At 71.1% G+C, this 22,969-nt stretch carries 17 protein-coding genes and 2 pseudogenes; 4 read left to right on the top strand and 15 right to left on the bottom strand.

What is annotated here, in order from left to right; all coding sequences use genetic code 11:
* Nucleotides 1-5: 5 nt before the first annotated feature.
* From LRS14_RS01295 to LRS14_RS01250, 10 genes and pseudogenes are all read right to left on the bottom strand, one after another.
* A pseudogene (locus LRS14_RS01295) lies at nt 6-1,161 on the bottom strand (ABC transporter substrate-binding protein).
* Nucleotides 1,158-1,811, bottom strand: a complete 654-nt coding sequence (locus LRS14_RS01290; RefSeq protein ID WP_046113455.1) for a TetR/AcrR family transcriptional regulator — start codon at nt 1,809-1,811, stop codon at nt 1,158-1,160. The pseudogene LRS14_RS01295 and the gene LRS14_RS01290 overlap by 4 nt, the downstream one beginning before the upstream one ends.
* 33 nt (nt 1,812-1,844) lie before the next feature.
* Nucleotides 1,845-3,158 carry a phenylacetate--CoA ligase PaaK gene (gene paaK, locus LRS14_RS01285; RefSeq protein ID WP_257798302.1) on the bottom strand — a complete coding sequence of 438 codons (1,314 nt, stop codon included), beginning with the start codon at nt 3,156-3,158 and terminating at the stop codon, nt 1,845-1,847.
* A gap of 67 nt (nt 3,159-3,225) precedes the next feature.
* Entirely contained in the window at nt 3,226-3,705 is a 480-nt protein-coding gene (paaI, locus tag LRS14_RS01280; RefSeq protein WP_257798301.1) for a hydroxyphenylacetyl-CoA thioesterase PaaI, read from the bottom strand.
* 367 nt (nt 3,706-4,072) lie between these two features.
* Nucleotides 4,073-5,584: a 3-hydroxyacyl-CoA dehydrogenase gene (locus LRS14_RS01275; RefSeq protein WP_257798300.1), complete on the bottom strand. Its 1,512-nt coding sequence runs from the start codon at nt 5,582-5,584 to the stop codon at nt 4,073-4,075.
* A gap of 335 nt (nt 5,585-5,919) precedes the next feature.
* A complete protein-coding gene (gene fahA, locus LRS14_RS01270; RefSeq protein WP_257798299.1) occupies nt 5,920-7,230 on the bottom strand; it encodes a fumarylacetoacetase in 1,311 nt (436 codons plus the stop codon).
* Nucleotides 7,227-8,540 carry a homogentisate 1,2-dioxygenase gene (gene hmgA, locus LRS14_RS01265; protein WP_257798298.1) on the bottom strand — a complete coding sequence of 438 codons (1,314 nt, stop codon included), beginning with the start codon at nt 8,538-8,540 and terminating at the stop codon, nt 7,227-7,229. Before hmgA ends, fahA begins: the two co-directional genes overlap by 4 nt.
* Nucleotides 8,533-8,769, bottom strand: coding sequence for a DUF2783 domain-containing protein (locus LRS14_RS01260; protein ID WP_257798297.1), 237 nt, complete (start codon nt 8,767-8,769; stop codon nt 8,533-8,535). Before LRS14_RS01260 ends, hmgA begins: the two co-directional genes overlap by 8 nt.
* Nucleotides 8,766-10,391, bottom strand: coding sequence for an FAD-dependent oxidoreductase (locus LRS14_RS01255; protein ID WP_257798296.1), 1,626 nt, complete (start codon nt 10,389-10,391; stop codon nt 8,766-8,768). Before LRS14_RS01255 ends, LRS14_RS01260 begins: the two co-directional genes overlap by 4 nt.
* A gap of 27 nt (nt 10,392-10,418) precedes the next feature.
* Entirely contained in the window at nt 10,419-11,372 is a 954-nt protein-coding gene (locus tag LRS14_RS01250; RefSeq protein WP_257798295.1) for an MBL fold metallo-hydrolase, read from the bottom strand.
* A gap of 101 nt (nt 11,373-11,473) precedes the next feature.
* Between LRS14_RS01250 and LRS14_RS01245 the strand changes: the two genes are divergently transcribed.
* Nucleotides 11,474-12,232 carry an IclR family transcriptional regulator gene (locus LRS14_RS01245; protein ID WP_257798294.1) on the top strand — a complete coding sequence of 253 codons (759 nt, stop codon included), beginning with the start codon at nt 11,474-11,476 and terminating at the stop codon, nt 12,230-12,232.
* 16 nt (nt 12,233-12,248) lie between these two features.
* Here LRS14_RS01245 and LRS14_RS01240 read toward each other — a convergent pair whose 3' ends face one another.
* Nucleotides 12,249-12,608 (bottom strand): hypothetical protein, encoded by a 360-nt coding sequence (locus LRS14_RS01240; protein ID WP_257798293.1) that lies wholly within the window; start codon nt 12,606-12,608, stop codon nt 12,249-12,251.
* A 201-nt stretch (nt 12,609-12,809) separates the two neighbouring features.
* On the opposite strand from LRS14_RS01240, the pseudogene istA reads away from it, so the two are divergent.
* Both istA and istB read left to right on the top strand, forming a co-directional pair.
* Nucleotides 12,810-14,292: pseudogene (gene istA / locus LRS14_RS01235) on the top strand (IS21 family transposase).
* Complete coding sequence (istB, locus tag LRS14_RS01230; protein ID WP_257798292.1) at nt 14,289-15,128, top strand: IS21-like element helper ATPase IstB; 840 nt, start codon at nt 14,289-14,291, stop codon at nt 15,126-15,128. Before istA ends, istB begins: the two are co-directional and overlap by 4 nt.
* A gap of 54 nt (nt 15,129-15,182) precedes the next feature.
* Here istB and LRS14_RS01225 read toward each other — a convergent pair whose 3' ends face one another.
* Nucleotides 15,183-18,443 (bottom strand): BTAD domain-containing putative transcriptional regulator, encoded by a 3,261-nt coding sequence (locus LRS14_RS01225; protein WP_257798291.1) that lies wholly within the window; start codon nt 18,441-18,443, stop codon nt 15,183-15,185.
* Between the two features lie 173 nt (nt 18,444-18,616).
* Nucleotides 18,617-19,705 (bottom strand): type II asparaginase, encoded by a 1,089-nt coding sequence (locus LRS14_RS01220; RefSeq protein WP_257798290.1) that lies wholly within the window; start codon nt 19,703-19,705, stop codon nt 18,617-18,619.
* 189 nt (nt 19,706-19,894) lie between these two features.
* On the opposite strand from LRS14_RS01220, the gene LRS14_RS01215 reads away from it, so the two are divergent.
* Nucleotides 19,895-20,737 (top strand): helix-turn-helix domain-containing protein, encoded by an 843-nt coding sequence (locus tag LRS14_RS01215; protein ID WP_257798289.1) that lies wholly within the window; start codon nt 19,895-19,897, stop codon nt 20,735-20,737.
* 14 nt (nt 20,738-20,751) lie between these two features.
* On the opposite strand, the gene LRS14_RS01210 is transcribed toward LRS14_RS01215, so the two are convergent.
* Nucleotides 20,752-22,056 (bottom strand): pitrilysin family protein, encoded by a 1,305-nt coding sequence (locus LRS14_RS01210; protein WP_257798288.1) that lies wholly within the window; start codon nt 22,054-22,056, stop codon nt 20,752-20,754.
* Nucleotides 22,056-22,823: an alpha/beta fold hydrolase gene (locus tag LRS14_RS30125; RefSeq protein WP_310740783.1), complete on the bottom strand. Its 768-nt coding sequence runs from the start codon at nt 22,821-22,823 to the stop codon at nt 22,056-22,058. Before LRS14_RS30125 ends, LRS14_RS01210 begins: the two co-directional genes overlap by 1 nt.
* Nucleotides 22,824-22,969: the final 146 nt, after the last annotated feature.

Raw genomic sequence — 22,969 nt, 5'->3', positions numbered from 1 at the left:
CTCGGTCACTCGCTCAGGTACTTCCAGGTGCCATTGGAGATGGTCACCATCACGCGGCCGCGCTGGTCCAGGCCGGCATGGTCGGTGGCCGACATGTTGAACACGCCGTGCGCGCCGGGCAGGTCCTTCACCTGTTCCAGCGCATCGCGCAGCGCGGCGCGGAAGGCCGGCGTGCCGGGCTGGGCCTTCTTCAGCGCCTCGGTGGCGGCGGCCTGCATCAGCAGGCCGGCATCCCAGGCATGGCCGCCGAAGGTGGACACCGAGCCCTTGCCGAACTTGGCCTCGTAGGCGGTGACGTATTCGGTGGCGCTCTTCTTCACCGGATGGCCGGCCGGCAGCTGGGCGGCCACCAGCATCGGGCCGGCGGGCAGCAGCGTGCCTTCCACGTCCTTGCCGCCCACGCGCAGGAAGTCGTTGTTGGCCACGCCATGGGTCTGGTAGATCTTGCCCGCATAGCCACGCTCCTTCAGCGCCTTCTGCGGCAGCGCGGCCGGCGTGCCCGAGCCGGCGATCAGGATGGCGTCGGGCCGTGCCGATACCAGCTTCAGCACCTGGCCGGTGACCGAGGTGTCGCTGCGGTTGTAGCGCTCGGTGGCCACGATGTTGAGCTGCTTGATGCCCACGGCCTTCTGGAACTCCTGCAGCCAGCCTTCGCCATAGGCATCGGCAAAGCCGATGAAGCCCACCGTCTTCACGCCATTGGCGGCCATAGTGCTGGGCGATGGCCACGGCCATCATGATGTCGTTCTGCGGCGTCTTGAACACCCACTTGCGCTTCGGGTCGCTCAGCGGCTCGACGATGCGGGCCGAGGCGGCCATCGAGATCATCGGCGTGCTGCTCTCGGCGGCCACGTCGATCATCGCCAGCGAGTTGGGCGTGACGGTGGAGCCCAGCAGCACGTCCACCTTGTGCTCGGTGATCAGCTTGCGGGCATTGGTCACCGCGGTGGTGGTGTCCGAGGCATCGTCCAGCACGATGTAGTTCACCTTCTGGCCGCCGATCTGCTTGGGCATCAGCTCGATGGTGTTCTTCTCGGGGATGCCCAGCGACGCGGCCGGGCCGGTGGCCGAGACGGTGACGCCGACGGTGATGTCGGCCTGCGCGGCCAGGCCGGCGGTGGCCAGCGCGGCGGCGATCAGCGTGTGCTTGAAGAATTTCATCGGGCTGTCTCCTTGGGATGGATGGGGGAACGCGGAACGCGCGGCGCCGGCTGCGGTGTATTCACCGCATGCAGGCCGCCGAAGAACAGGTCGGCCACCAGCGGGGCCATCGCTTCGTGATTGAGGGCGCCATCCGGCTTGAGCCAGGTGAACATCCAATTGATCATGCCGAACAGCAGCATCGTCAGCGGCTTATCCAGCTGCTGCGCCGCCAATGCCGGCCGCACCTCCACCAGCGTGCGGGCGAAGGCATTGACCACGCGCCGCTGCCCGTCCAGCACCTGCTGGTGAGCTTGCGGATCGAGGAACTTCACGTCCTCCGTCAGCACCCGGTGGTGGTGCTGGGCATCGGCGTATTCGCGCACGAAGCGGCTGATCAGCAGCCGCAGCCGCTGCTCGGCCGGCAGCGGCATGGCGCCCACCTCGGCCACCAGCGCCTCCAGCCGGCCCACGTGGCTCTGCGCGATCTGCGCCAGCAGCTCGGCCTTGTCGCGCATGTAGTGGTACAGCGTGGCCTTGGACACGCCGCAGGCCGCGGCCACCTGGTTCATGCTGGTGCCGGGGTAGCCCTGGTGGGCGAACAGCGCCGCCGCCTGCGCGAGGATGTGCTCGCGCTGGTCGTCGTAGGTGGCAGCTCGGGTGCGGGCCATGCGGGCAGCTTGTCTAGACAGGTGCCGGCGCGCTCAGCGGCCGCGGCGGTCGATCACGCGGCGGGCCTTGCCCACCAGCGTGCGCTCGATGGAACCGGGCAGCCCCACGTTCACCCGGGTGCTCACGCCGATCAGCGTCTTGATGCGCTGCTGCAGCTGCCGCGCCACGGCCTGGCAATTGGCCTCGGAGGCATCGGCCTCGGGCAGCATCTCGCAGCGCACTTCCACTTCGTCCAGCGTGCCTTCGCGGGTGACGACCAGCTGGTATTGGCCGCCCAGCTGGCCATGTGCCAGCACGAGCTCTTCCACCTGCGTGGGAAACAGGTTCACGCCACGGATGATCAGCATGTCGTCGCTGCGGCCGACGATCTTGCCCATGCGCCGCATGCTGCGCGCGGTGGGTGGCAGCAGCCGCGTCAGGTCGCGGGTGCGGTAGCGGATCACCGGCAGCGCCTGCTTGGTGAGCGTGGTGAACACCAGCTCGCCCTCGCTGCCGTCGGGCAGCACCTCGCCGGTCTCGGGATCGATGATCTCGGGATAGAAGTGGTCTTCCCAGATCACCGGGCCGTCCTGCGTCTCGATGCATTCGCTGGCCACGCCGGGGCCCATCACCTCCGACAGGCCGTAGATGTCGACCGCCGACAGGCCGGCGCTGGCCTCGATGTCGCGGCGCATCGCCTCGGTCCAGGGCTCGGCGCCGAAGATGCCCACTTTCAGCGAACTGGCCGCCGGGTCCAGGCCCTGGCGCTTCATCTCCTCGACGATCACCTGCATGTAGCTGGGCGTCACCATGATGATGTCGGGCTTGAAGTCGGTGATCAGCTGCACCTGCTTCTCGGTCTGGCCGCCGCTCATCGGCACCACGGTGCAGCCCAGGCGCTCGGCGCCGTAGTGCGCACCCAGCCCGCCGGTGAACAGGCCGTAGCCGTAGGCGATGTGCACCATGTCGCCGCGCCGGCCGCCGGCGGCGCGGATGCTGCGCGCCACCAGGTCGGCCCAGGTGTCGATGTCCTGCTGCGTATAGCCCACCACCGTGGGCTTGCCGGTGGTGCCCGAGGAGGCATGCACCCGCACGACTTGCTCCCGCGGCACCGCGAACAGGCCGAAGGGGTAGTTGTCGCGCAGGTCCTTCTTGGTGGTGAACGGGAACTTCGCCAGGTCGGCCAGCGAGCGGCAGTCCGACGGATGCACGCCCTGGGCATCGAAGGCCGCCTTGTAGTGCGGCACGTTGTCGTAGGCGTGCTGCAGCGTGGCCTTCAGCCGCTGCAGCTGCAGCGCCTGCAGCTCGTCGGCGCTGGCGGTCTCGATAGGCTCCAGGTCACCGGGGGCGGGCATCTTCACGGGCATGGTGGCACTCCTGTGGCCGCGCGCCACGCGGCCGACTGCTGTTGGCGATGAAGGTTGGCGCGGCGCTTCAACCGGCCACGGCCGGCTTGCCGCGCACGGTGTAGGAGCGGCCGCGGAACAGCGCCAGCCGTTCCCCGCGCTGGTTGCTCAGCTCCACGTCGTACACGCCGGTGCGGCCGGACTTCGATTGCTCGGTGCAGCGCGCGGTGAGCACGTCGCCCTGGCGCGCCGGCGCCATGATGTCGATGGAGAAGCCGGAGGCCACGGTCAGCTCGTTGTACGCATTGCAGGCAAAGGCGAAGGCCGAATCGCACAGCGTGGTCATCAGGCCGCCATGGCAGATGTCGTGGCCGTTGAGCATGTCCTCGCGCACCGCCATGGTCAGCGTGGCGCTGCCAGGGCCCACGGCCACCACCTGCATGCCCAGCGCCTGCGAAGCCCGGTCGTTGCGCCACATGGCGTCACGCACATGCTCGGCGGTCTGCTGCGCGCTGCGCTGCGGTGCATCGGCGGCGGTGGATGACGTGGGTTCGAGGGCCATGGACATGGAAATTGATATACCGACCGGTCGGTGAATTTTAGGGAGGCCCCGGCCACCGCGGAAGCACAATCGCGTGGGGACAAACCCGAGGCGCATGCGTGCTGTCCGTCATCTGGATGACGCATTCGCGCCACGCGGCCGACACACTCGGCCCGCAGGCAAGGAAGTGATGAGGAGACCGTCTTGAAGATCCTGGTGATGCACGCGCGACCGTGGCTGGCTTGGCCGTTGCTGCGCGGATGTCTGCGCTGGCCGGTGGCGGTGTGGCTGGCCGCCACGGTGCCGCTGGCCTGCACGGTGATGGCCGTGCTGCTGGCCAGCGCGGCCGACCGCATGGCCACCGCTGCCGCCGATGCACCGGCGCGCGTGGCCTTCAGCTGTGCGGTGCCACCATCCGCCACAGCCGGGGCGAGCGCCGATAGCGGCTGTCGCCGTAGTGCGCCTGCAGGTGTTCCAGCACCTTGATCACCCGCGGGGCGCCCAGCAGCTCGCCCCAGGCCATCGGGCCTTGCGGATGACCGGCGCCCAGCACCATGGCAATGTCGATGTCGGCCGGCAGCGTGCCGGTCCAGGTGCAGAGGTCGGCGGCCTCGTTCACCAGGCAGGCCGCCACGCGCATCACGCCCAGGCCGGCCACGTCGTCCAGCGCCAGCAGCTCGATGCCGGCCGGCCGCAGCGCGACGGCCAGCGTGGGCAGCCGGTCGTGGTGGCCTGCACTGGCGGTGGCCCCCAGCACCCGTGTTGACGCGAAGTCGCGCGCCAGGTCCAGCAGCAGCAGCGGCTGCCCTTCGCCGCGCTGCGTGGCGGTGCGGCCGTCGGTCAGCGCCACCGTCACCTCGTCGATGGCCAGGCTTTCGGCCGGCAGCGAGCCATCGGCCACCACCACCAGTCCGCCGGCGCGCAGCCGCTCCACCAGCGGCCCCAGCAGGCCCGGCTGGGCCGAGGCACGCAGCGCCGGCAGCAGCGGCGCCGGCTCCACCGGCGCGGCCAGCGGCGTGGCCGCGTCCAGCTGGTAGTCGTAGAAGCCGCGGCCGCTCTTGCGGCCCAGCCGGCCGGCACGCACCAGCTCCTGCTGCAGCAGGTGCGGCGCATAACGGGTGTCGAACTGCGTGGCGGCGAAGATGGATTCGCTGACCGCCAGGTTGATGTCCACGCCCACCAGGTCGATCAGCTCGAACGGCCCCATCGGAAAGCCGCCGGCCTCGCGCAGCAGCCGGTCGATCACCGGCGCCGGGGCCAGCTGCTCGGCCAGCAGCCGCAGGCTCTCGCCGTAATAGGGCCGCGCCACGCGGTTGACGATGAAGCCCGGCGTGTTGGGCGCATCCACCGGCGTCTTGCCCCAGGCCCGGCTCAGCTGGCTGATGGCGTCGGCCACGGCATGGTCGGTGTCCAGGCCCCGCACCACTTCCACCAGCCGCATGCGGGTGGCCGGGTTGAAGAAGTGCCAGCCCACCACGCGGCCGCGATGCTGCAGGCCCTGGGCCACGGCGGTCACCGAGATCGACGAGGTGTTGGTGGCCAGCACGGTGTGCGCCGGCAGCAGTTGCTCCAGCTGGCGGAACAGCGCCTGCTTGACCTCCAGCCGCTCGGCCACGGCCTCGATCACCAGGCCGCAGCCCTCGATGCCGGCGATGGAGTCGACCGGCTGCAGCCGGTCCAGCACGGCGGCGCGCTGAGCCGGCTCCAGCCGGCCGCGCTGCACGCCGTGCGCCAGTTCGTTGCCGATGCGCTGCAACGCCGCCTGCACGGCGCCGGGCTGGGCATCGAAGAGCCGAACCGCATGCCCGGCCAGCGCCGCCACCTGCGCGATGCCGGCCCCCATGCTGCCGGTGCCGATGATGCCGATGAGGGTCTGCGGTCCCTGCAGCGCTTCGGCTTCCGGCATGGTGGTGTGCTCATGGTGGTGGTTTGCAACCAATGGTAGGGGCAGCAAGGTGACACCCCACGGTTGCGGGGAGGACAGAATTCATGGTGCGATGCACCATGCACCGCTTCGGGGTTGACGACGGCCCCGTCCGGTTTACCGGGAGGAAAAGCAGGCGTTGCGCGGTTCGGGCAACGACATTGCAGGAAAAGGGGCCTCGGCGCGTGCCGAGGCCCCTTTTTCATGGAGGTCCGGCAAGGGCGCACTCCACCTGGCGGATGCCCTGGCGGCGATGGCCGCGAGGCCACACGAAGAACGTGTGTAGCCGCACGGCGGCCCCGCCCTCGCGGTGCCGGCTACCCCGCCGCCAGCACCGTGCCCCGGCATTCGCCGAAGCCGATGCGGCGTGCGCCAGGGGCTTCCGCCCAGGCCTTCAGGATCACCGTGTCGCCGTCCTGCAGGAAGGTGCGTTGCTCGCCCGAGGCCAGCGTGATCGGCTGCTTGCCGCCCTGCGTGAGTTCCAGCAGCGAGCCGGCCTGGTCGGGCTTCGGGCCCGACAGCGTGCCGCTGCCCAGCAGGTCGCCGGGCTGCAGGTTGCAGCCGTTGCTGCTGTGGTGGGCCAGCAGCTGCGCCACCGTCCAGTAGGCGTCGCCCACGCTGCCCTGGCTCAAGCGCTCGGGCGCGCCCATGCCCGCCGTCTGCAGCCAGACCTCGATGGTGATGGCCAGCGCGCCGCGTTCGCGGTTGGCCGGCGAGTCGAGGTGAGGCAGCGGCGCCGGGTCGCCCTCGGGCCGGGTGAACGGCCGGCGGAATGGCGCCAGCGCTTCCTGCGTGACGATCCACGGCGACAGCGTGCTGGCGAAGCTCTTGGACAGGAACGGGCCCAGCGGCTGGTATTCCCAGGCCTGGATGTCGCGCGCCGACCAGTCGTTCAGCAGCACCATGCCGAACCATTCGGTCTCGGCCTGCGCCATCGTCAGCGGCTCGCCCAACGCATTGCCGGCGCCGACGAACACACCCATCTCCAGCTCATAGTCCAACCGCTTGGCCGGCCCGTACACCGGCACGCCGTCCGCGCCGGGCGTCTGTCCTTTGGGACGACGGAACTGCTGGCCGCTGACGCGGATGCTCGACACCCGGCCGTGGTAGCCGATGGGCACCCACTTGTAGTTGGGCAGCAGCGGGTTGTCGGGCCGGAACAGCTTGCCCACCGCGGTGGCGTGGTGGATGCCGGCGTAGAAGTCGGTGTAGTCGCCGATGCGGCAGGGCACGGCCATCTCGGCCTGCGCCTGCGGCACCAGCGCAGCTTGCAGCGCGGCCTGCTGCGGGCTGCCGTCGCGCAATGCGGCGCTCAGGGCCGCGCGCATCGTGCGGCGGGCGGGGGCACCCTGCGCCATCAGTGCATTCAGGTCGCCGGCGGCCAGCGGCGCCAGCAAGGCGGCCACGTCGGCCGGCCAGCCCGCTTGCGCGGCGGCGAGCTTCAGGTCCAGCACCTGGTCGCCGATGGCCACGCCGATGCGCAGCGGCTCGTCCGTGCCCGCGCGGCGGAAGGCGCCGTAGGGCAGGTTCTGCAGCGGGAAGTCGGTGCCGGGCTCGTTGGCCGAAGCCACCCAACTCTGCAGCGCGGGATCGAGCGTGGGGTCGGTGGAAGCGTTGAAGTCGGTCATGCAGCGGTGTCGGTGAAGCGGTCGTCCAGGGCCGACCAGCATTGCGGATAGTGGGGATCGAGCGCGCCGCCGTTCATTGCGAACTCGGTGGGCACGAAGCGCCAGCGGCTCTCGAACATGAAGGCCAGCGTGTGGTCCAGCTTGTGCGGCTGCAGCGGCGCGTTGCTGGCCTTCTCGAAGGCCTCGGCATCGGGGCCGTGCGGCACCATGCAGTTGTGCAGGCTCATGCCGCCGGGCTTGAAGCCTTCGGGCTTGGCGTCGTACTGGCCGTACACCAGCCCCATGAACTCGCTCATCAGGTTGCGGTGGTACCAGGGCGGGCGGAAGGTGTCCTCGGCCACCATCCAGCGCGGCGGGAAGATCACGAAATCGCAATTGGCGGTGCCCGGCGTGTCGCTGGGGCTGGTGAGCACGGTGAAGATCGAAGGATCGGGATGGTCGAAGCTGATGGAGCCGATGACCATGAAATGCGCCGTGTCGTAGCGCAGCGGCGCCAGGTTGCCGTGCCAGGCCACCACGTTGAACGGCGTGTGCGTCTGCCGGGTGCGCCACAGCTTGCCCGCGTACTTGCGCACCACTTCATAGCCGCCGGGCTCGGTCTCGTAGGCCGCGACCGGCGCCTGGAAGTCGCGCGGATTGGCCAGGCCGTTGCTGCCGATGGGGCCCAGCTCCGGCAGGCGGAACGGGGCGCCGTAGTTCTCCGCCACGTACAGGCGCGAAGGCCCGTCCACCGCCACCTTGAACACGATGCCGCGCGGCACCAGCACGATCTGGCCGGGCGCTGCCTCCAGCACGCCCATCTCGGTCGTCACGCGGATGGCGCCCTGCTGCGGCACCAGCAGCATCTCGCCATCGGCATTGACCAGCGCACGCCGCTCCATCGAGCGGTTGATGAGCACCAGGTGCGCGGCCATGCCGCTCTGCGCATCGGCATCGCCGTTGACGGCCACGGTGCGGATGCCGTCGATGAAGTCGGTGGGCTGGTCATCGCCCGGAATCGCCACCGGATGCCAGCGCATCGGGTTGGGCGGTGCGTCCACGCCCTCCTTCGCGCCGGTCTTCCAGTAGGCATGCGGCAGCGGCTCGAAGCCACCGGTGACCACCGACGGCTGGCGCCGGTAGACCCAGCTGCGGCGGTTCTCGTGGCGCGGCGCGGTGAAGGCGCTGCCGGAGATCAACTCGGCATACAGGCCCAGGGCCACCTGCTGCGGGCTGTTGCGGCCCTGCGGCAGCGCGCCGGCCACCGCCTCGGTGGCGAACTGGTTGCCGAAGCCGCTGAGGTAGCGCAGCGGCGATGCTTGTTCACTCATGGATGTGCCTCGCGGAATCAATTGCGGTCACTGCGCCCTGGCGCGCCACGGCCAGCGCCTGCTTCAGCACCGCCATCGATCCGATGTGGTTGGCCAGCAGCAGCACCAGCCGGGCATTGAGCGCATGGCTCTCGGCCTCGGGCAGGTCGCGGTGGATCTCGATCAGCGCCTCGTAGAAGTCGTCGGGCGCGTCCAGGTGCGGTTCGGTGATCAGGGCAGCGGTGTTCATGCGGCGCTCCTTTCGGTCTGCGGGTCCACCATGCGGCCCAGCGCGCGGGCGCGCGCGGCCAGCACGGCGGCGGCGGTGGGCGCGCGCCAGCGGGCGCACACGTGCTGGTCGGGGCGGATGAGGTAGGCGCTGCCCGGCGTGGCGTCGTAACGCTGCCAGGCCAGCGCGGTGGCTTCGCCCGCCGGCACGGCCAGCAGGCCCAGATCTGGCAAGTCGCGCGCCCAGCCGGGCACGCTGCCGAACACCAGCAACGTGAAGCCGCTGCCCAGCCCGCGCAGCAGCCAGCGACCCTCGGGCAGCGGCGCATCGGCGGCCACGGCGCCGGGCCGCATCGCGCCGGCGAAGGTGTCCACGTCCGGCGTGTTCAGCGATGAGCCGTCCAGCGTGGCCGGCACCGACAGCCGCCCGCTGTTGACCAGCTTGCGCGCAAACGGCTGCGTGCGCGCCAGCTGCAGCACCGCATCGCGGAACAGCCGGCTCACCGCGCTCTTGGGCGTGATGAAGTCGGTGGCGCGGGTGGAGTGGAGGATGTTCTCGTCGGCCGCGTATTCACGCTCGGCGCCATAGCTGGCGATCAGCGCATCGGCGCCCTCGCCCGCCTCGCCCTGCAGCACCGCGGCCAGCTTCCAGGCCAGGTTCTCGGCGTCCTGCACGCCGGAGTTGGCGCCGCGGGCGCCGAAGGGCGACACGCCGTGCGCCGCATCGCCCGCGAACAGCACCCGCCCGTGGCAGAAGCTGCCCATGCGCCGGCAGCCGAAGGTGTAGACGCTGGCCCACTCCAGCGTGAAGGGCACGTCCGGCCCCAGCAGCCTGCGCACCAGCGGCACGATGTTCTCGGGCTTCTTCGCCTCGTCGGGGTCGGCCTCCCAGCCGAGCTGGAAGTCGATGCGCCAGACGTCGTCCGGCTGGCGGTGCAGCAGCACGCTCTGCCCGGGGTGGAACGGCGGGTCGAACCAGAACCAGCGCTCGGGCGGCTGCTGGCGGCCGGTGATCTTCACGTCGGCGATCAGGAAGCGGTCCTTGAAGACCCGGCCGGTGCTGCTCTGGCCGATCAGCTCGCGCACGGTGGAGCGGCTGCCGTCGCAGGCGGCCACCCAGTCGGCACGCAGGCGGTAGGGGCCATCCGGCGTGTCCACCGTCAGCAGCGCATGGTCGGCCTGCTGCTCGATGGCGCTCACCGCGTTGTCCCAGCGCAGGTCGATCAGCGGCAGCTGCGCGGCGCGCTCGGCCAGGTAGCCCTCGACGTAGTACTGCTGCAGGTTGATGAAGGCCGGGCGCTCATGGCCGGCCTCGGGCAGCAGGTTGAAGGCGTACACCGGCTCGTCGCGCAGGAACACGCGGCCGACGTTCCAGGACACGCCCTTGTCCACCATCGGCTGGCCGCAGCCCAGGCGGTCGAAGATCTCCAGCGTGCGCTTGGCAAAGCAGATGGCACGCGAGCCGACGGACAGCTGGTGGTCGTTGTCCAGCACCACGACCGGCACGTTGCGCTGCGCCAGGTCGATGGCCAGGGCCAGGCCCACTGGCCCGGCACCCACCACCACCACCGGATGGCGCGCCGGCTCGGCGGCGTCCTGGTCGGCATGCCGCCGATACGGGAACTGCAGGGTCTGGAAGTCCATGGCCTTGTCCTCGTGGTCGTGCGGTGCTCAGCCTTCCAGCGTCTTCCACATCTGGGTGTCGCGCTCGGCGGTCCAGATGCGCGGGTCGGGGTACTGCGTGGCCTCGTCGTAGCAGCGGGTGACGTCGAAGGGCATGCAGTGGTCGAAGATCACCCAATGGCCGTACTTGGGCTTGAGCGCCGCGTAGGTCTGCTTGTAGACGGTGTTCAGGTCCTGGCCCGCGGCCACGCCGGCCTGCACGTTGGCCCACACGTCGGCGATGAAGTGGCGCGTGCCGGCCAGGCCCTGCTGCACCGCCTCCGGCGTGGTGAGCGCGGCGCCGCGGCCGGGCACCAGCTTCTGCGGCTGCAGCGCGGCCAGGTTGTCCAGCGTCTGCGGCCAGTCCTTGAAGTAGGCGTCGCCGGCATAGGGCGTGGCATCGAACTCGACCAGGTCGCCGCTGAACAGGATCTTCTGCTGCGGCAGCCAGGCCACGGTGTCGCCCTTGGTATGGCCGCGGCCCAGCTGCAGCAGCTGCACTTCCAGGCTGCCCAGCCACAGCGTCATCCTGCCGCTGAAGGTGATGGTGGGCCAGGTGAGGCCAGCCGGCACGCTCTCCACGTTGCGGAACAGGCGCGGGAAGCGGCCGATCTCGCTGGCCTTGTCCTGCTCGCCGCGCTCGACGATGAGGTCGCGTGTGTCCTGGCTCGCGATGATGTGCTCGGCACCGTAGGCGCTGGCGCCCAACACCCGCACCGCGTGGTAGTGCGTCATCAGCACGTACTTGATCGGCTTGTCGGTCACCTCGCGGATGCGGCGGATCACGTCTTGCGCCATCACCGGCGTGGCCTGGGTGTCGAGCACCATCACCGCGTCGTCGCCAATGATCACGCCGGTGTTCGGGTCGCCTTCGGCCGTGTACGCATAGGCGTTGTCGGACAGCTGGGTGAAGCTCACCTGCTTTTCTTCGAGATCGGCTTGCGAGGCGAAGGCTTTGCTCATGGTTTGACCTTGGTTAACGAGTTCAACGATGTCTAACTGATTTGACTGTAGTCAATCCGTTAGATAATGTCTAACTCATTCGCATAAGTAGAAACACGAGCATGGACGACGCCGACGAGGGACGCGGGCCGCGGGGCATCCAGAGCATCGAGGTGGGCGGCCAGCTGCTGCTGGCGCTGGCCCATCACGGCCGGCCGATGCCGCTGAAGGACCTGGCGCGCGAGGCCGGCATGGCACCGGCCAAGGCGCACCCGTACCTGGTGAGCTTCGGCAAGCTCGGGTTGGTGGAGCAGGAGCCGGGCAGCGGCCGCTACGGCCTGGGCCCGCTGGCGCTGCAGCTGGGGCTGATCAGCCTGCAGCAGTACGACCCGGTCCGGCTGGCCACGCCGCTGGCCGACGAGCTGGCGCAGTCCACTGGCCACACGGTGGCGCTGGCGGTGTGGGGCAACCGCGGGCCGACGATCGTGCGCGTGGCCGAGGCGCCCTCACCCGTGCACGTGGCGATGCGCCACGGCACGGTGATGAGCGTGCGCGGTACCGCGTCGGGCTGGTTGTTCGCCGCCTTCCATCCGCGGGCGGAAGTGGCGCCGCTCCTGGCGGAGGAAGCGCCGGCGCCGGGTTTCGAGGCGCAGCTGGACGAGGTGCGGCGGCGCGGCCTGGCACGCGCGGTGGACTTGTCGCTGCCGGGCGTGAGCGCCCTGGCGGCGCCGGTGTTCGACGGCCGGGGCGCGGTGGTGCTCAGCATCACCGCGATCGGCCCCAGTGCCACCTTCGACAGCGACTGGGACGGCCCGCTGGCGACGGAACTCAAGCGCGTGGCCGACGGCCTGTCGCGCCGGCTGGGCTGGCAGCCCGGCTGAGCCGGGCGCAGCCGCCTCAGGCCCCGCAGCCCGGCCTGAACCCCGGCGCCCGAGCCTCGGCCGGCGCTGCCCTCAGCACCTGCGCCCGCATCGCCTGCAGCTCGGGCAGCAGGTAGTCGGCCTGGCGCTCGCGGGCCAGCGCCAGCGCTTCTTCGAGCGTGGCCAGCGCCTGCGCGTGCAGGCCCAGCCGCAGTTGCGCCTCGGCCAGGAAGGACAGGAAGGTCGGCTGCACGCTGGGCTGCACCACCGCCGAGGCGGCCACCGCTTGGGCGACCGGCTGCAGGCCGCCGGCATCGCCTTCCTGCGTGCGACACCAGCCCTGCAGCAGCGCGCCCACCGCCTGCCACAGCGCCAGGTCGTGGCTGTCCCGCGTCAATCAACGTAAGAACTGCGCGTCAATCAACCTGAGAAGTTTGGCAGTGCCGGGAGCCGGACGGGCGTAGCCCGGTTGGCTCCCGGCACTGCCGGCGGCGAGGCTCCTAGTGGTGCTACGCCGGTGATCGCGGAAGTGAGGTACGAAGCGGGCTCTCGTCCTGGGAGTCCGGCCGTGCCTGGTAGTCACATCCACGATCAGCAGATGAGGTTGTTCATGAAGCTCAGACTCACCAAGCCGCTTGCAGCCGCCGCGGCGCAAGCCGGGATCAGCGTTGCCAGTGCGTATCGCCTGCAAGGGGACCCACGGCTGCCGTCCGCGAAGAAGTCCCCCCCGCAGCCGCCGGCGCCCAGATCCCTTGGTCGACATCTTCGATGCCGAAGTGGTGCCGCTGCTCCGGGCCGCTCCGGCCATCCGACCGGTCGCTGTGTTCGACGAGCTGCGACGACGCCACCCCGAACTTGAAGCCGGCGTCCGACGCACGCTCGAACGCCGCATCCGGGCGTGGCGAGCGGTCAACGGCGGTGAGCGCGAGGTGGTGTTCCGCCAAGTCCACGAGGCCGGCCGCATGGGCCTGTCCGACTTCACCGACATGGCCGATCTCGGCGTGACGGTGGCAGGCGCCATGCTCGACCATCGGCTGTACCACTTCCGGCTGGCGTGCTCCGGGTTTGAGCATGCGCATGTCATCCTCGGGGGCGAGAGCTACGTGGCACTTGCCGAGGGCCTTCAGAACGCGCTTTGGTCACTTGGTGGTGCGCCGCGGGAGCACCGCAGCGACAGCCTGTCCGCCGCGTTCCGTAACCTCGACGCGGCGGCCCGAGATGACCTGACCTCGCGCTATGACGCGCTGTGCGCCCACTACCTGATGGAGCCGACCCGCAACAACCGAGGCGTCGCTCACGAGAACGGCAGCATCGAGAGCGCGCACGGGCATTTGAAGCGTGCGGTGCACGACGCGTTGCTGTTGCGGGGCAGCACCGAGTTCACGGACCTCGCCGCGTACCGCGCCTTCATCGACGAGATCGTCAGCCGCAAGAATGCACGCAATGGCAAGCGCATCGATGCCGAGCGGGCCCTGCTGCAGCCGCTGCCACCAGATCGGACGTGCGACTACGAGGAGACCTTCGTCTATGTGACCTCGTCGGGCGGCTTCACCCTGCGCAAGGTGTTCTACACCGTGCCGTCGCGCCTGATCGGCCACCGGCTGCGCGTGCGGCTGCACGACGACCGCCTGGAGCTCTTGTTGGGCGCCACGTCGCTCATGACGCTGCCACGCGGGCGTGCCGGCGCCAACGGCAAGCACGGCCACGTCGTCGATTACCACCACGTCATCCACGCGCTGCGGCGCAAGCCGATGGCGCTGCTCGGCGTGGTCTACCGCGATCAGTTGTTCCCTCGGCAGGCCTACCGCCGGATGTTCGAGTTCCTGCACGAGACGATGTCCGAGCGCCTGGCCTGCAAGACGATGGTCGCCTTGCTGAGCTTGGCCCACGACCGCTCGTGCGAGCTGCAGCTGGCCGACTTGCTCGACGACGATCTCGCACACCGGCGCGCGCCGGACCTTGCTGCGCTGACAGCGCGCTTCGCACCTGACCCGGCAAGCTTGCCGGAGGTGTCGGTGCGGCTCGCAGCGCTGAGTTCTTACGACATCCTGGCAACCTCGGACGCGCAGGTGATCGCATGACCGAGCACTTCGACGCCGCCCGCCTGACGCTGCTGCTGTCGGAGCTGCGCCTGCCCGCCACCAAGCAGATCTGGTCGAGCTTCGCTGAACGATCCGACAAGGAGGGATGGCCCGCAGCCCGGTTCCTCACCGCACTGGCCGAGAACGAGCTTGCCGAACGCGACAGGCGACGCATTGAACGGCATCTGGCCGAAGCCAAGCTGCTGCCCGGCAAGACGCTCGACAACTTCGACTTCCACACCGTGCCGATGATCTCGCGGGCCCAGGTGGCCGCGCTGTGCGCGGGCGATGAGTGGCTACGCAATGGCGCCAACGTCCTGCTGCTCGGACCGCCCGGCGGCGGGAAGTCCCATCTGTCGTCGGCGATCGGCCTGGCCCTCGTAGAGAAGGGCTGGCGAGTGTTGTTCGCAAGGACCTCGGATCTGGTGCAACGCCTGCAGGTGGCTCGCCGCGAACTCGCACTCGAGGCAGCCCTGACCAGGCTCGATAACTTCGACGTCTTGATCCTCGACGACCTGGCCTACGTCACCAAAGACCAAGCCGAGACGTCCGCACTCTTCGAGCTGATCAGCACCCGCTATGAGCGGCGCTCGATGATCATCACCGCCAACCAGCCGTTCGGGGAATGGGGCAAGGTGTTCCAGGACCCCGCCATGACGCTGGCCGCCGTCGACCGCTTGGTCCATCACTCGACCATCTTCGAGATGAACGTCGAGAGCTACCGTCGTCGCACCGCCATCGAGCGCAAGCAAGTCGGGGCGGGCCGTCCTGCCAGCTTTGCAACGCCCAAAAACGTCGGCGTACCGAAGCCCAGCGCGACACCGCCAACACCCTGAAAGCATTGCGCGACAAACAAACTCGTGCATCATCCAACGACCGCGACACGGTTCTCATCCTGATTGTCGCGCTGCTCTCATCCAGATTGACGCGCCACAGTCGTGGCGCTGCGCCACGGCCAGCAGCGCCTCGCACAGCGGCCGCGCCGGGCCGGGCTGGCCCAGGTGGCGGTGGGCCACGGCGGCCATGGCCAGGGCGAAGGCCAGCGTCTGCGCGTGGTCGAGCCGCCGGGCCGCGGCCACCGCGCGGGCAGCCTCGGCCTGGGCGGCCGCGGCGCGGCCCTGCAGCGCCAGCGTCCACGCCCGCAGCGCGCGGGCAGCGATGCCGCCATGCTCGCCGAAGCGCAGCAGCAGCGGCTCGGCGGGCAGGTGCTCGCCGGCCTCGGCCGCAGCCTGCAGCACCGAGTCAGCCTCGGCCAGCCGGCCCAGGAACAGCAGGTTGTTGCCGCGGGCATAGGCGGCCTGCAAGGCGGCGGCCTCGTCACGCGCGCGGTCGGCCTCGGCGGCCAGTTCGTCCGCCAGCCGCAGCGCGGGGATGGGCTCGTCCGGCCCGCTGCGGCTGCCCAGCCACAGGCCCCACAGGGCCTGGAAGCGCTGGGGCTGCGCACCGTCCGGCGGCAGGCTGGCCAGCGCCTGCTCGAAACAGCGCCGCGCGGCGCGGCTGCCGTAGCCCTGCAAGGCCAGCAGGCTGGTGCCCAGCTGCAGATGCAGCGGCGCCAGCAGGCGCTGCCGCAGCGCCGGCGGCGCATCGTCTGCCGCCAAGGCCTGCAGGCCCAGCGTGAGCAGGTGGCGCGCCTCGGCATGCGCCGACTGGCTGGCCGCGCGGCAGCCGGCCTGCCACCAGTAGTGCGCCGCCGCCGCATCGCCGCTGGCATGCAGGTGCCAGGCCAGCAGCGCCGGCTCGTCGGCCACGCGGCGCGGGAACAGCCGCTGCAGTGCATCGGCCGCGCGGGCATGCAGCGCCTGCCGCTGCATCGTGCCCAGCGATTCATAGGCCGCATCGCGCAGCAACGCATGGCGGAAGTGCCAGTGCGGTGCTGGCGCCGGCTGGATGAGGCCGCCGTCGGCCAGCGCCTGCAGCGCAGCCGACCCATCTGCCTGCGCCCGGCCCTCGTCGGCCACCGCCCACAGCAGCGGCTCGTCCCAGCGGCTGCCCAGCACCGCCGCGCACTGCACCAGGCGACGCTGCGCGGGCGGCAGGCGCTCGAGCTGCTCGGCCAGCAGGTCCCACAGCGTGGCCGGCACACGTTCGTGCGGTGCCTGGCACAGCGAGCGGGCCAGCTCCTGCGCGAACAGCGGCACGCCTTGCGCCCGCGAGAGCACCTGCCGGCGGGCTGCGGCGCCTTCGGGCGCATCGGGCAAGGCGTCGATGAGCTGCGCCATGCCGTCGTCGCACAACGGGCCCAGCGCCAGCACCTGGACGCCCAGCGCCAGCTCCGTCGACGGCGGCCGTCGGGAGCTGAGCACCAGCAGGCCGGGGCCGCGCCGGGCGGGCGGCTGCGACAGCCACAGCGCGAGCATGGAGCACAGGGAGGCATCGGCCCAGTGCAGGTCCTCGATGACCAGGAGATGCGGCCGGCCGCACAGCAGGCCCTGGTACAGCGCGAGCCACAGCCGATGCAGGCTGCGCTGCTCGGCCGCGCCCGGCGGCTGCAGAGCATCGCCGCCCATGCGCTCGCCGGGCCACAGCCACTGGGCCAGCGGCGCGGCGCCCTCGCCGGGCTCCAGCCCGGCGCGCTGGAGCAACCGTTGCAGCGCGGCCCGGGCCTGCGCCTCGGTGCGGCGGCTGCCCAGGCGGCGCCGCAACGCGTCCACGGCCGCATGCCAGGGGCTGTGGCGCATCTCGGGCCGGCATTGCAGGCGCAGCACCGGCGCGGCCGGGCGCGGGCCAGCCACCGCCACCTGGTGCTCCAGCGCCTGCAGCAGGCGCGTCTTGCCCAGGCCGGGCTCGCCCTGCAGCCAGACCGCGCGGTACTGCGTCTGCGCCGCCGTCCAGTGCGCCAGCAGGCCGTCCAGCTCGGCCTGCCGACCCACCAGCGGCGGCAGCGCATCGGCCGCAGCCGGTCGGCGGCGCGGGCCCGCCAGCAGCAGGCCGCCGTGCGCCGCGGTGGCAAAGCGGTGGTAGCGCTGGCTCTGTGCCTGCAGCGCGGGGCTGACCAGGGCGGTGCCGGCCCGCGCCGCCACGGCCAGGCGCCGGGCCTCGCGCGACAGCGTGCCCATCACGTCCGGGCTGGCCTGCCCCGGCGGCGCATGCACCCAGCCTACATGCAGGCCCAGGCGCGGCAGCAGCAGGCCATCGGCGGCGCCCAGCACCATCAGCGCCAGGGCGCCGTCCAGCGCAAGGCGGGGTGCCTGGTCGGTGGCCGCCGGATGACCGAAGAAGGCCAGCAGCTCCCCGGCCTGGGCATGCAGCACGCAGCCGCCGTGGGCCTGCAGCAGGGCCTGGGCCCGCGCCTGCAGCCCCAGCAGGCGGGCAGCGAGCGCCTCGGCATCCGCCGCTGCGGGGCTGCCGGTGGTGGGTCCCGCCACCTCCCATTCGCACACCAGCGCCACCACGCGGCGGCGCTGCGCCGGTGACGGGGCCGGCGGCGCCAGGGCCAGCGCTGCGGGCTGGCGCAGCGCCGCGGCCAGGGCCTGGGTCTCGGGCTGCGGATCGGCGCCGAGCTCCTCACGCAGCCGCTGGCTGAACTGCCGGTGCAGCGCCAGCGCCTGGGCGGGCTGTTGCGCAGACAGGGCCTGCATCGCGCAGCGCAGCGCCGGCTCGCACCAGGGGTCCAGCGCCAGGGCGCGCTGCGCGCAGTCCAGCGCGCTCGACAGCTCGCCCTGCCGCAGCAGCCAGGCGGCCAGTGCCACCAGGTACTCCAGCGCCTGGTGATGCAGGGCCTGCCGGCGGGGCGTCAACCAGGCGTCGAAGCCCGGGGCGTCGTCCAGGTGCACGCCATGCAGCAAGGGGCCGCGGTACAGCGACACGGCCTGCCGCAGGGCCGCCAGGCGGCGCGGGCCGTCGCTGGCCCGGGCGGCGGCTTCGGCCTGCTCGAAGGCCAGGCAGTCGATCTGCCAGGGCAGGCCGGTGGCCAGGGCGATGCGCCGGCGGTCGGCGGGCAGCACGGTGCCGATGGCGGGCGCCCACAGGGGCGCCAGGCTGCGCTTGAGGTCGAACAGGGCGCGGCGCAGGTTGGCCAGCGCCTGGGCGGGCTGCGAGTCGGGCCACAGGCATGGTGGCCGTGGCCTCGCGCTCCAGCGGGGTGCGCTGCAGGCACAGCAGCGCCAGCAGCGCGCGGGCCTTGTCGTAGGGCAGGATGACCGGGTGCCCAACAGCGTCCAGCAACTCGAAACCGCCGAGCAGTTGCAGCCGGGGCACCGCGGCAGCGGACGGAACAGGACGCATGGGCGGTACGGGTGGCCCACCCAGTATCCGTGCTGCACAGCAGCATCGCGCCGTGAGCGCGGCGGCGAAAATTTGCGCCGCCGCGCCGGGCACGAGGCGGTCAGTACATGTCGAACATGCGCTGGATTTCCTTCGGATCGCTGGTCTTCGTCAGCGCCAGCATCAGCAGGATGCGCGCCTTGGGCGGGTTCAGCGTGTCGCCGGAGATGGTGCCGAACTTGTCGTCGTCGAACTCCATGTTGCGGGTGATGATGCCCAGCGACGCACGCGGAGAGCGCACCACCGCCACCTTCCTGGCCACCGCATCCAGGATGCCCGGCTGCACCGCCGCGCTGACCGAGGCGGTGCCGGCGCCGGCATGCACGATGCCCTTGGCGCCGGCGGCCACCAGCGCGTCGATGGCGGTGCGGGAGTCGTCCTCGTAGCCGAGCACGATGTCCACCTTGGGCAGCGAGGTCAGGCCCGAGACGTCGAACTCGGTGGCGGTGGTGTGCTTGCGCGCGGCCGGCTTGTAGAAGTGGGTCTTGCCGTCCACCACGAAGCCCAGGTAGCCGAACACCGGTGCCTTGAAGGTGTCCACCGTCATGGTGTCGGTCTTGTGCAGATCGCGTGCGCCGATGATCTGGTCGTTCATCACCACCATCACGCCGCGGCCGTGCGCGTCCTTGCTGCCGGCGGTGATCACGCTGCGGAAGATGTTCATCGGGCCGTCGGCGCTCATCGAGGTGCCCGGCCGCATCGCGCCCACCATCACCACCGGCTTGCTGCTCTTGACCACCAGGTTCAGGAAGTAGGCCGATTCCTCCAGCGTGTTGGTGCCGTGGGTGATGACCACGCCGTCCACGTCCTTGCTGGCCAGCAGCACGTTCACGCGCTGGGCCAGCTTCAGCAGGATGTCGCCGGTCATGTTGTGGCTGGCCACCTGCGCGATCTGCTCGCCGCTGACGTTGGCCACCTTGCTCAGCTCCGGCACCGCGGCCAGCAGCTTGTCCACCGGCGTGACGGCGGCCTGGTAGCCGGCGTACTGGGTGCTGGACACGCCGGCGCCGGCGATGGTGCCGCCAGTGGCCAGGATCTTGATGTTGGGCAGGGCCGGGTTGGCGGCCGGGGCCTGCGCCAGGGCAGGCTGCACGGCGGTGAGCAAGGCGCTGAAGGACAGCATCGGCAGCAGGGCAAGCAGTTTCTTCATGGTGTGTTCCGGTGGGTGGAAACGGGGCTCGTTTGAGCCTCGTCATGGTCCCGCCAGGACGCCGGGCTGACCATTTCTCCATCCGCCGCCGACTGGCGCTGTTTGCTGCCACCGCTGCGCCGGAAAGCGCCACCCGCCCCTAGACTTCCGCCGTCACGCCCCGCACGCCCCTGCCCTTCCCGCCCCGCCATGCCCCGCCTGCCCACCATCGCCGTACCCGCCACGCATCCCGGCCTGGCGGCCAACCTGCGGCTGCTGTGCAGCTTCAAGCCCTCGATCAGCGACGTGGCGCGGGCGCTGGACCTCAACCGCAGCCAGCTCAACAAGTACCTCAGCGGCAGCTCGCAGCCGCGGCCGGCGCTGCTGCGCAAGATCGGCGACCACTTCGGCGTGGAGGTGCACGAGCTGCTGATGCCGGCGGACGAATTCGCCGCGCTGATGGGCGTGCGCAGCGCCGCGCGGCCGGAGGCCAGCCGCCGGCTGCAGGCCCACCTGGACCGGCTGCTGCAGGAGGCCGATCCGCGCGGGCGGCAACTGGTGGGCAGCTTCTTCGAGGTGTACCAGTCGATGTCCACGCCGGGCCATCTGCTGCGCACGCTGATCGTGTTCGAGCTGCAGGACGGCGCAGTGGTCTACAAGCGGCTGGAGCGCGTGGGCGCCCCGGGCGGGCGCTGCCGCCGCCATTACCGCTACCAGGGCATCGCGATGATGCTGGGCGACCGCATCATCCTCACCGACTACGAATGCGGCCTGCGCATCGAGCTGACGCAGACCATCCTCTACCCCGACTACGCCCGCTCGCTCAACACGCTGATGGGTGTGAAGGTGGGCATCTCCGCCAACCACCAGCGCACGCCCTGCGCGGCTCGGGTGCTGCTGGAACGCACGCCGCCGCGCGCCGGCCTGCTGGCCAACCTGCGGCGCTGCGGCCTGTATGCGCCCGACGATCCCGCCATTGCGCCGCACATCCGGCAGGCGGTGGACAACTGCAGCTCGGGCCCGCACCACTTCCTGGCGCCCACCGGCGCCTGAGGGCCCGCGGCGCGCTACAGCCCGCCGATCTGCCGGGCGGCCAGCGCCTCGCGCGCGCGGTCGATGGCGCCGGGCTTCACCCGCCCGGCCATGGCCAGCGCCACCGGCTGCCGCAGCAGGGTGGCGAAGGCGCCGCTCACGTCGGCGGCGGAGGCTGCGTCCAGCGCATCTGCCCGCTCCCGCGGGTCGCGCACCCGGCCGAGCGACAGCAGGTCCAGCGCCGCCCGCTCCAGCCGGCGCTGCGGCCGCTCGGCATCCAGCAACTCGCGCACCGTCAGCTGCTTGCGCGCGCGCTGAAGCGACAGCGCCTGCACCTGCTGCGCATGCGCGGCCAGCAGCGTGGTGACGGCTTCCAGGTACTCGTCGACCCGCTCCGGCGCCATCGACGCTTCCACGATGAACTGGCCACAGTGCTCGTACACGTCGGCCGAGCAGGAGCAGTAGTACGCGATGCCGCGCCGCTCGCGGATCTCGTCCATCAGCGGCGAGCTCATGCCCTCGCCGAACACCGCCGCGGCCAGCACCGCCGCATGGTGCGGCTCGGCCAGCGCGGGGATGGGAAAGCCCAGCACCACGTGCGTCTGGCTGGCGCCGCTCTGCCGGCGCGCGCCCAGGCCGCCGATGTGCCGCGGCGGGGCCACCAGGTTGGGCGTGCCGGCCGGCAGGCTGCCGAAGGCGGCCTCGGCCGCTGCGGCCAGCTCCTCCAGCCGCACGTCGCCCGCGGCGGCCACCACCATGTTGGCGCCGGTGTACTGGCGGCCGACGTAGCCCAGCAGGTCGTCGCGGCTCAGCGTCTCGATCACGCGGCGCGCGCCGATGACCGGCAGCGCCATCGGATGGCTGCCGAAGCAGTGGTGGTCGAACAGCTTGTAGGCGGTGCTCACCGGGTCGTCGTCGTCCTCGGACAGCTCCTGCAGGATCACGCTGCGCTCGCGCGCCAGCTCGGCCTCCGGGTAGGTGCCGTTGCGCACGATGTCGCCCAGCATGGAGACGAAGCGCGGCGCGTCGGCGGCCAGGCCGCGCATGTGGTAAGCGGTGTGGTCCTTGTCGGTATGGGCGTTCACCTCGGCGCCCAGCAGCTCGGCATCGAGGTTGATCTGCTGGCAGTCCCGGGTGTGGGTGCCCTTGAAGGCCATGTGCTCCTCCACGTGGCTGATGCCGTTGATGCGACGGCTCTCGTGCAGGCTGCCGGTGCGCACGAAGATGCTGACGCTGGCCGTGGGCGCATGCGGCAGCCGCAGCGCCAGCACGCGCACGCCGTTGGCCAGCGTGGCCACCTCCACGCTGCTGCCGTCGTCGACCGCTGCGGAATGTGCCATCAAGCCTCTTTGCGCACGCGCTCGATGAAGGCCTGCAGCAGCCGCGTGAACTCGGCCGGCACTTCCTGCACGCTGAGGTGGCTGGCCTGCGGCAGCACCTCCAGCGCGGCGCCCGGGACGCGCTCGGCGATGGCCTGCGCCATCTCGGGCGTGGCGCCGGCATCGCGGGCACCGGCGATCACCAGCGTGGGCACGGCCACCTGGTCCAGCTGGCCCAGCCAGTCCACCGCCATCACCGCGGTGCAGGCGGCCGCATAACCGGTGGCCGAGGTGCGCAGCAGCGTGCCGAGCAGGGCCTCGGCCTGCGCCGGATGCGCCTGCCGGTGGTCTTCATGCAGGTAGCGCTGCACCACCATGTCGGCCACCGCGGCCATGCCGCCGGCCTTCACCGCCTCGATGCGCTGCACCCAGGCGGTCTTGGCGGTGTCGGGATATTGCGCGGTGGTGTTGGCCAGCACCAGGCCTTTGACCAGCTCCGGATGGCGGATGGCCAGGCCCTGGGCCACCATCGCGCCCATCGACAGGCCCACGAACAGCACCGGCCCGCGGCCCCATTCGCGGATGACGCGGGCGGCGTCGTCCACCATGTCGTCCAGGCTGAAGGCGGCATCGGGCACCGCCGAGCCGCCATGGCCGCGGTGGTCGTAGCGCAGCACCGGGTGGCTCCTGCCCAGCTCGGCGGCCAGGTCGTCCCACATGTGCAGGTCCAGGCCCAGCGCATGGCTGAGCACGATGGGCAGGCCGGTCTCGGTGCCCTGCAGCGCCACCGCGCAGCTGCGGCTGGCTGAAGGTGTGGTGCAGCTGCACCCGCGGGCCGGTGGTCAGCGGCGCGGGCTCGGGCAGCAGGCCTTCCTTCTTCAGGATGTCCATGGTGATCTTGAAGGCGGTGTTGGCCGCCGGCACGCCGCAGTAG

Origin of the sequence: Aquincola sp. J276, from assembly GCF_024700035.1 — a bacterium.
Classification (GTDB): domain Bacteria; phylum Pseudomonadota; class Gammaproteobacteria; order Burkholderiales; family Burkholderiaceae_C; genus Aquincola; species Aquincola tertiaricarbonis.
This window is presented reverse-complemented; position numbering and strand designations above follow the sequence as displayed.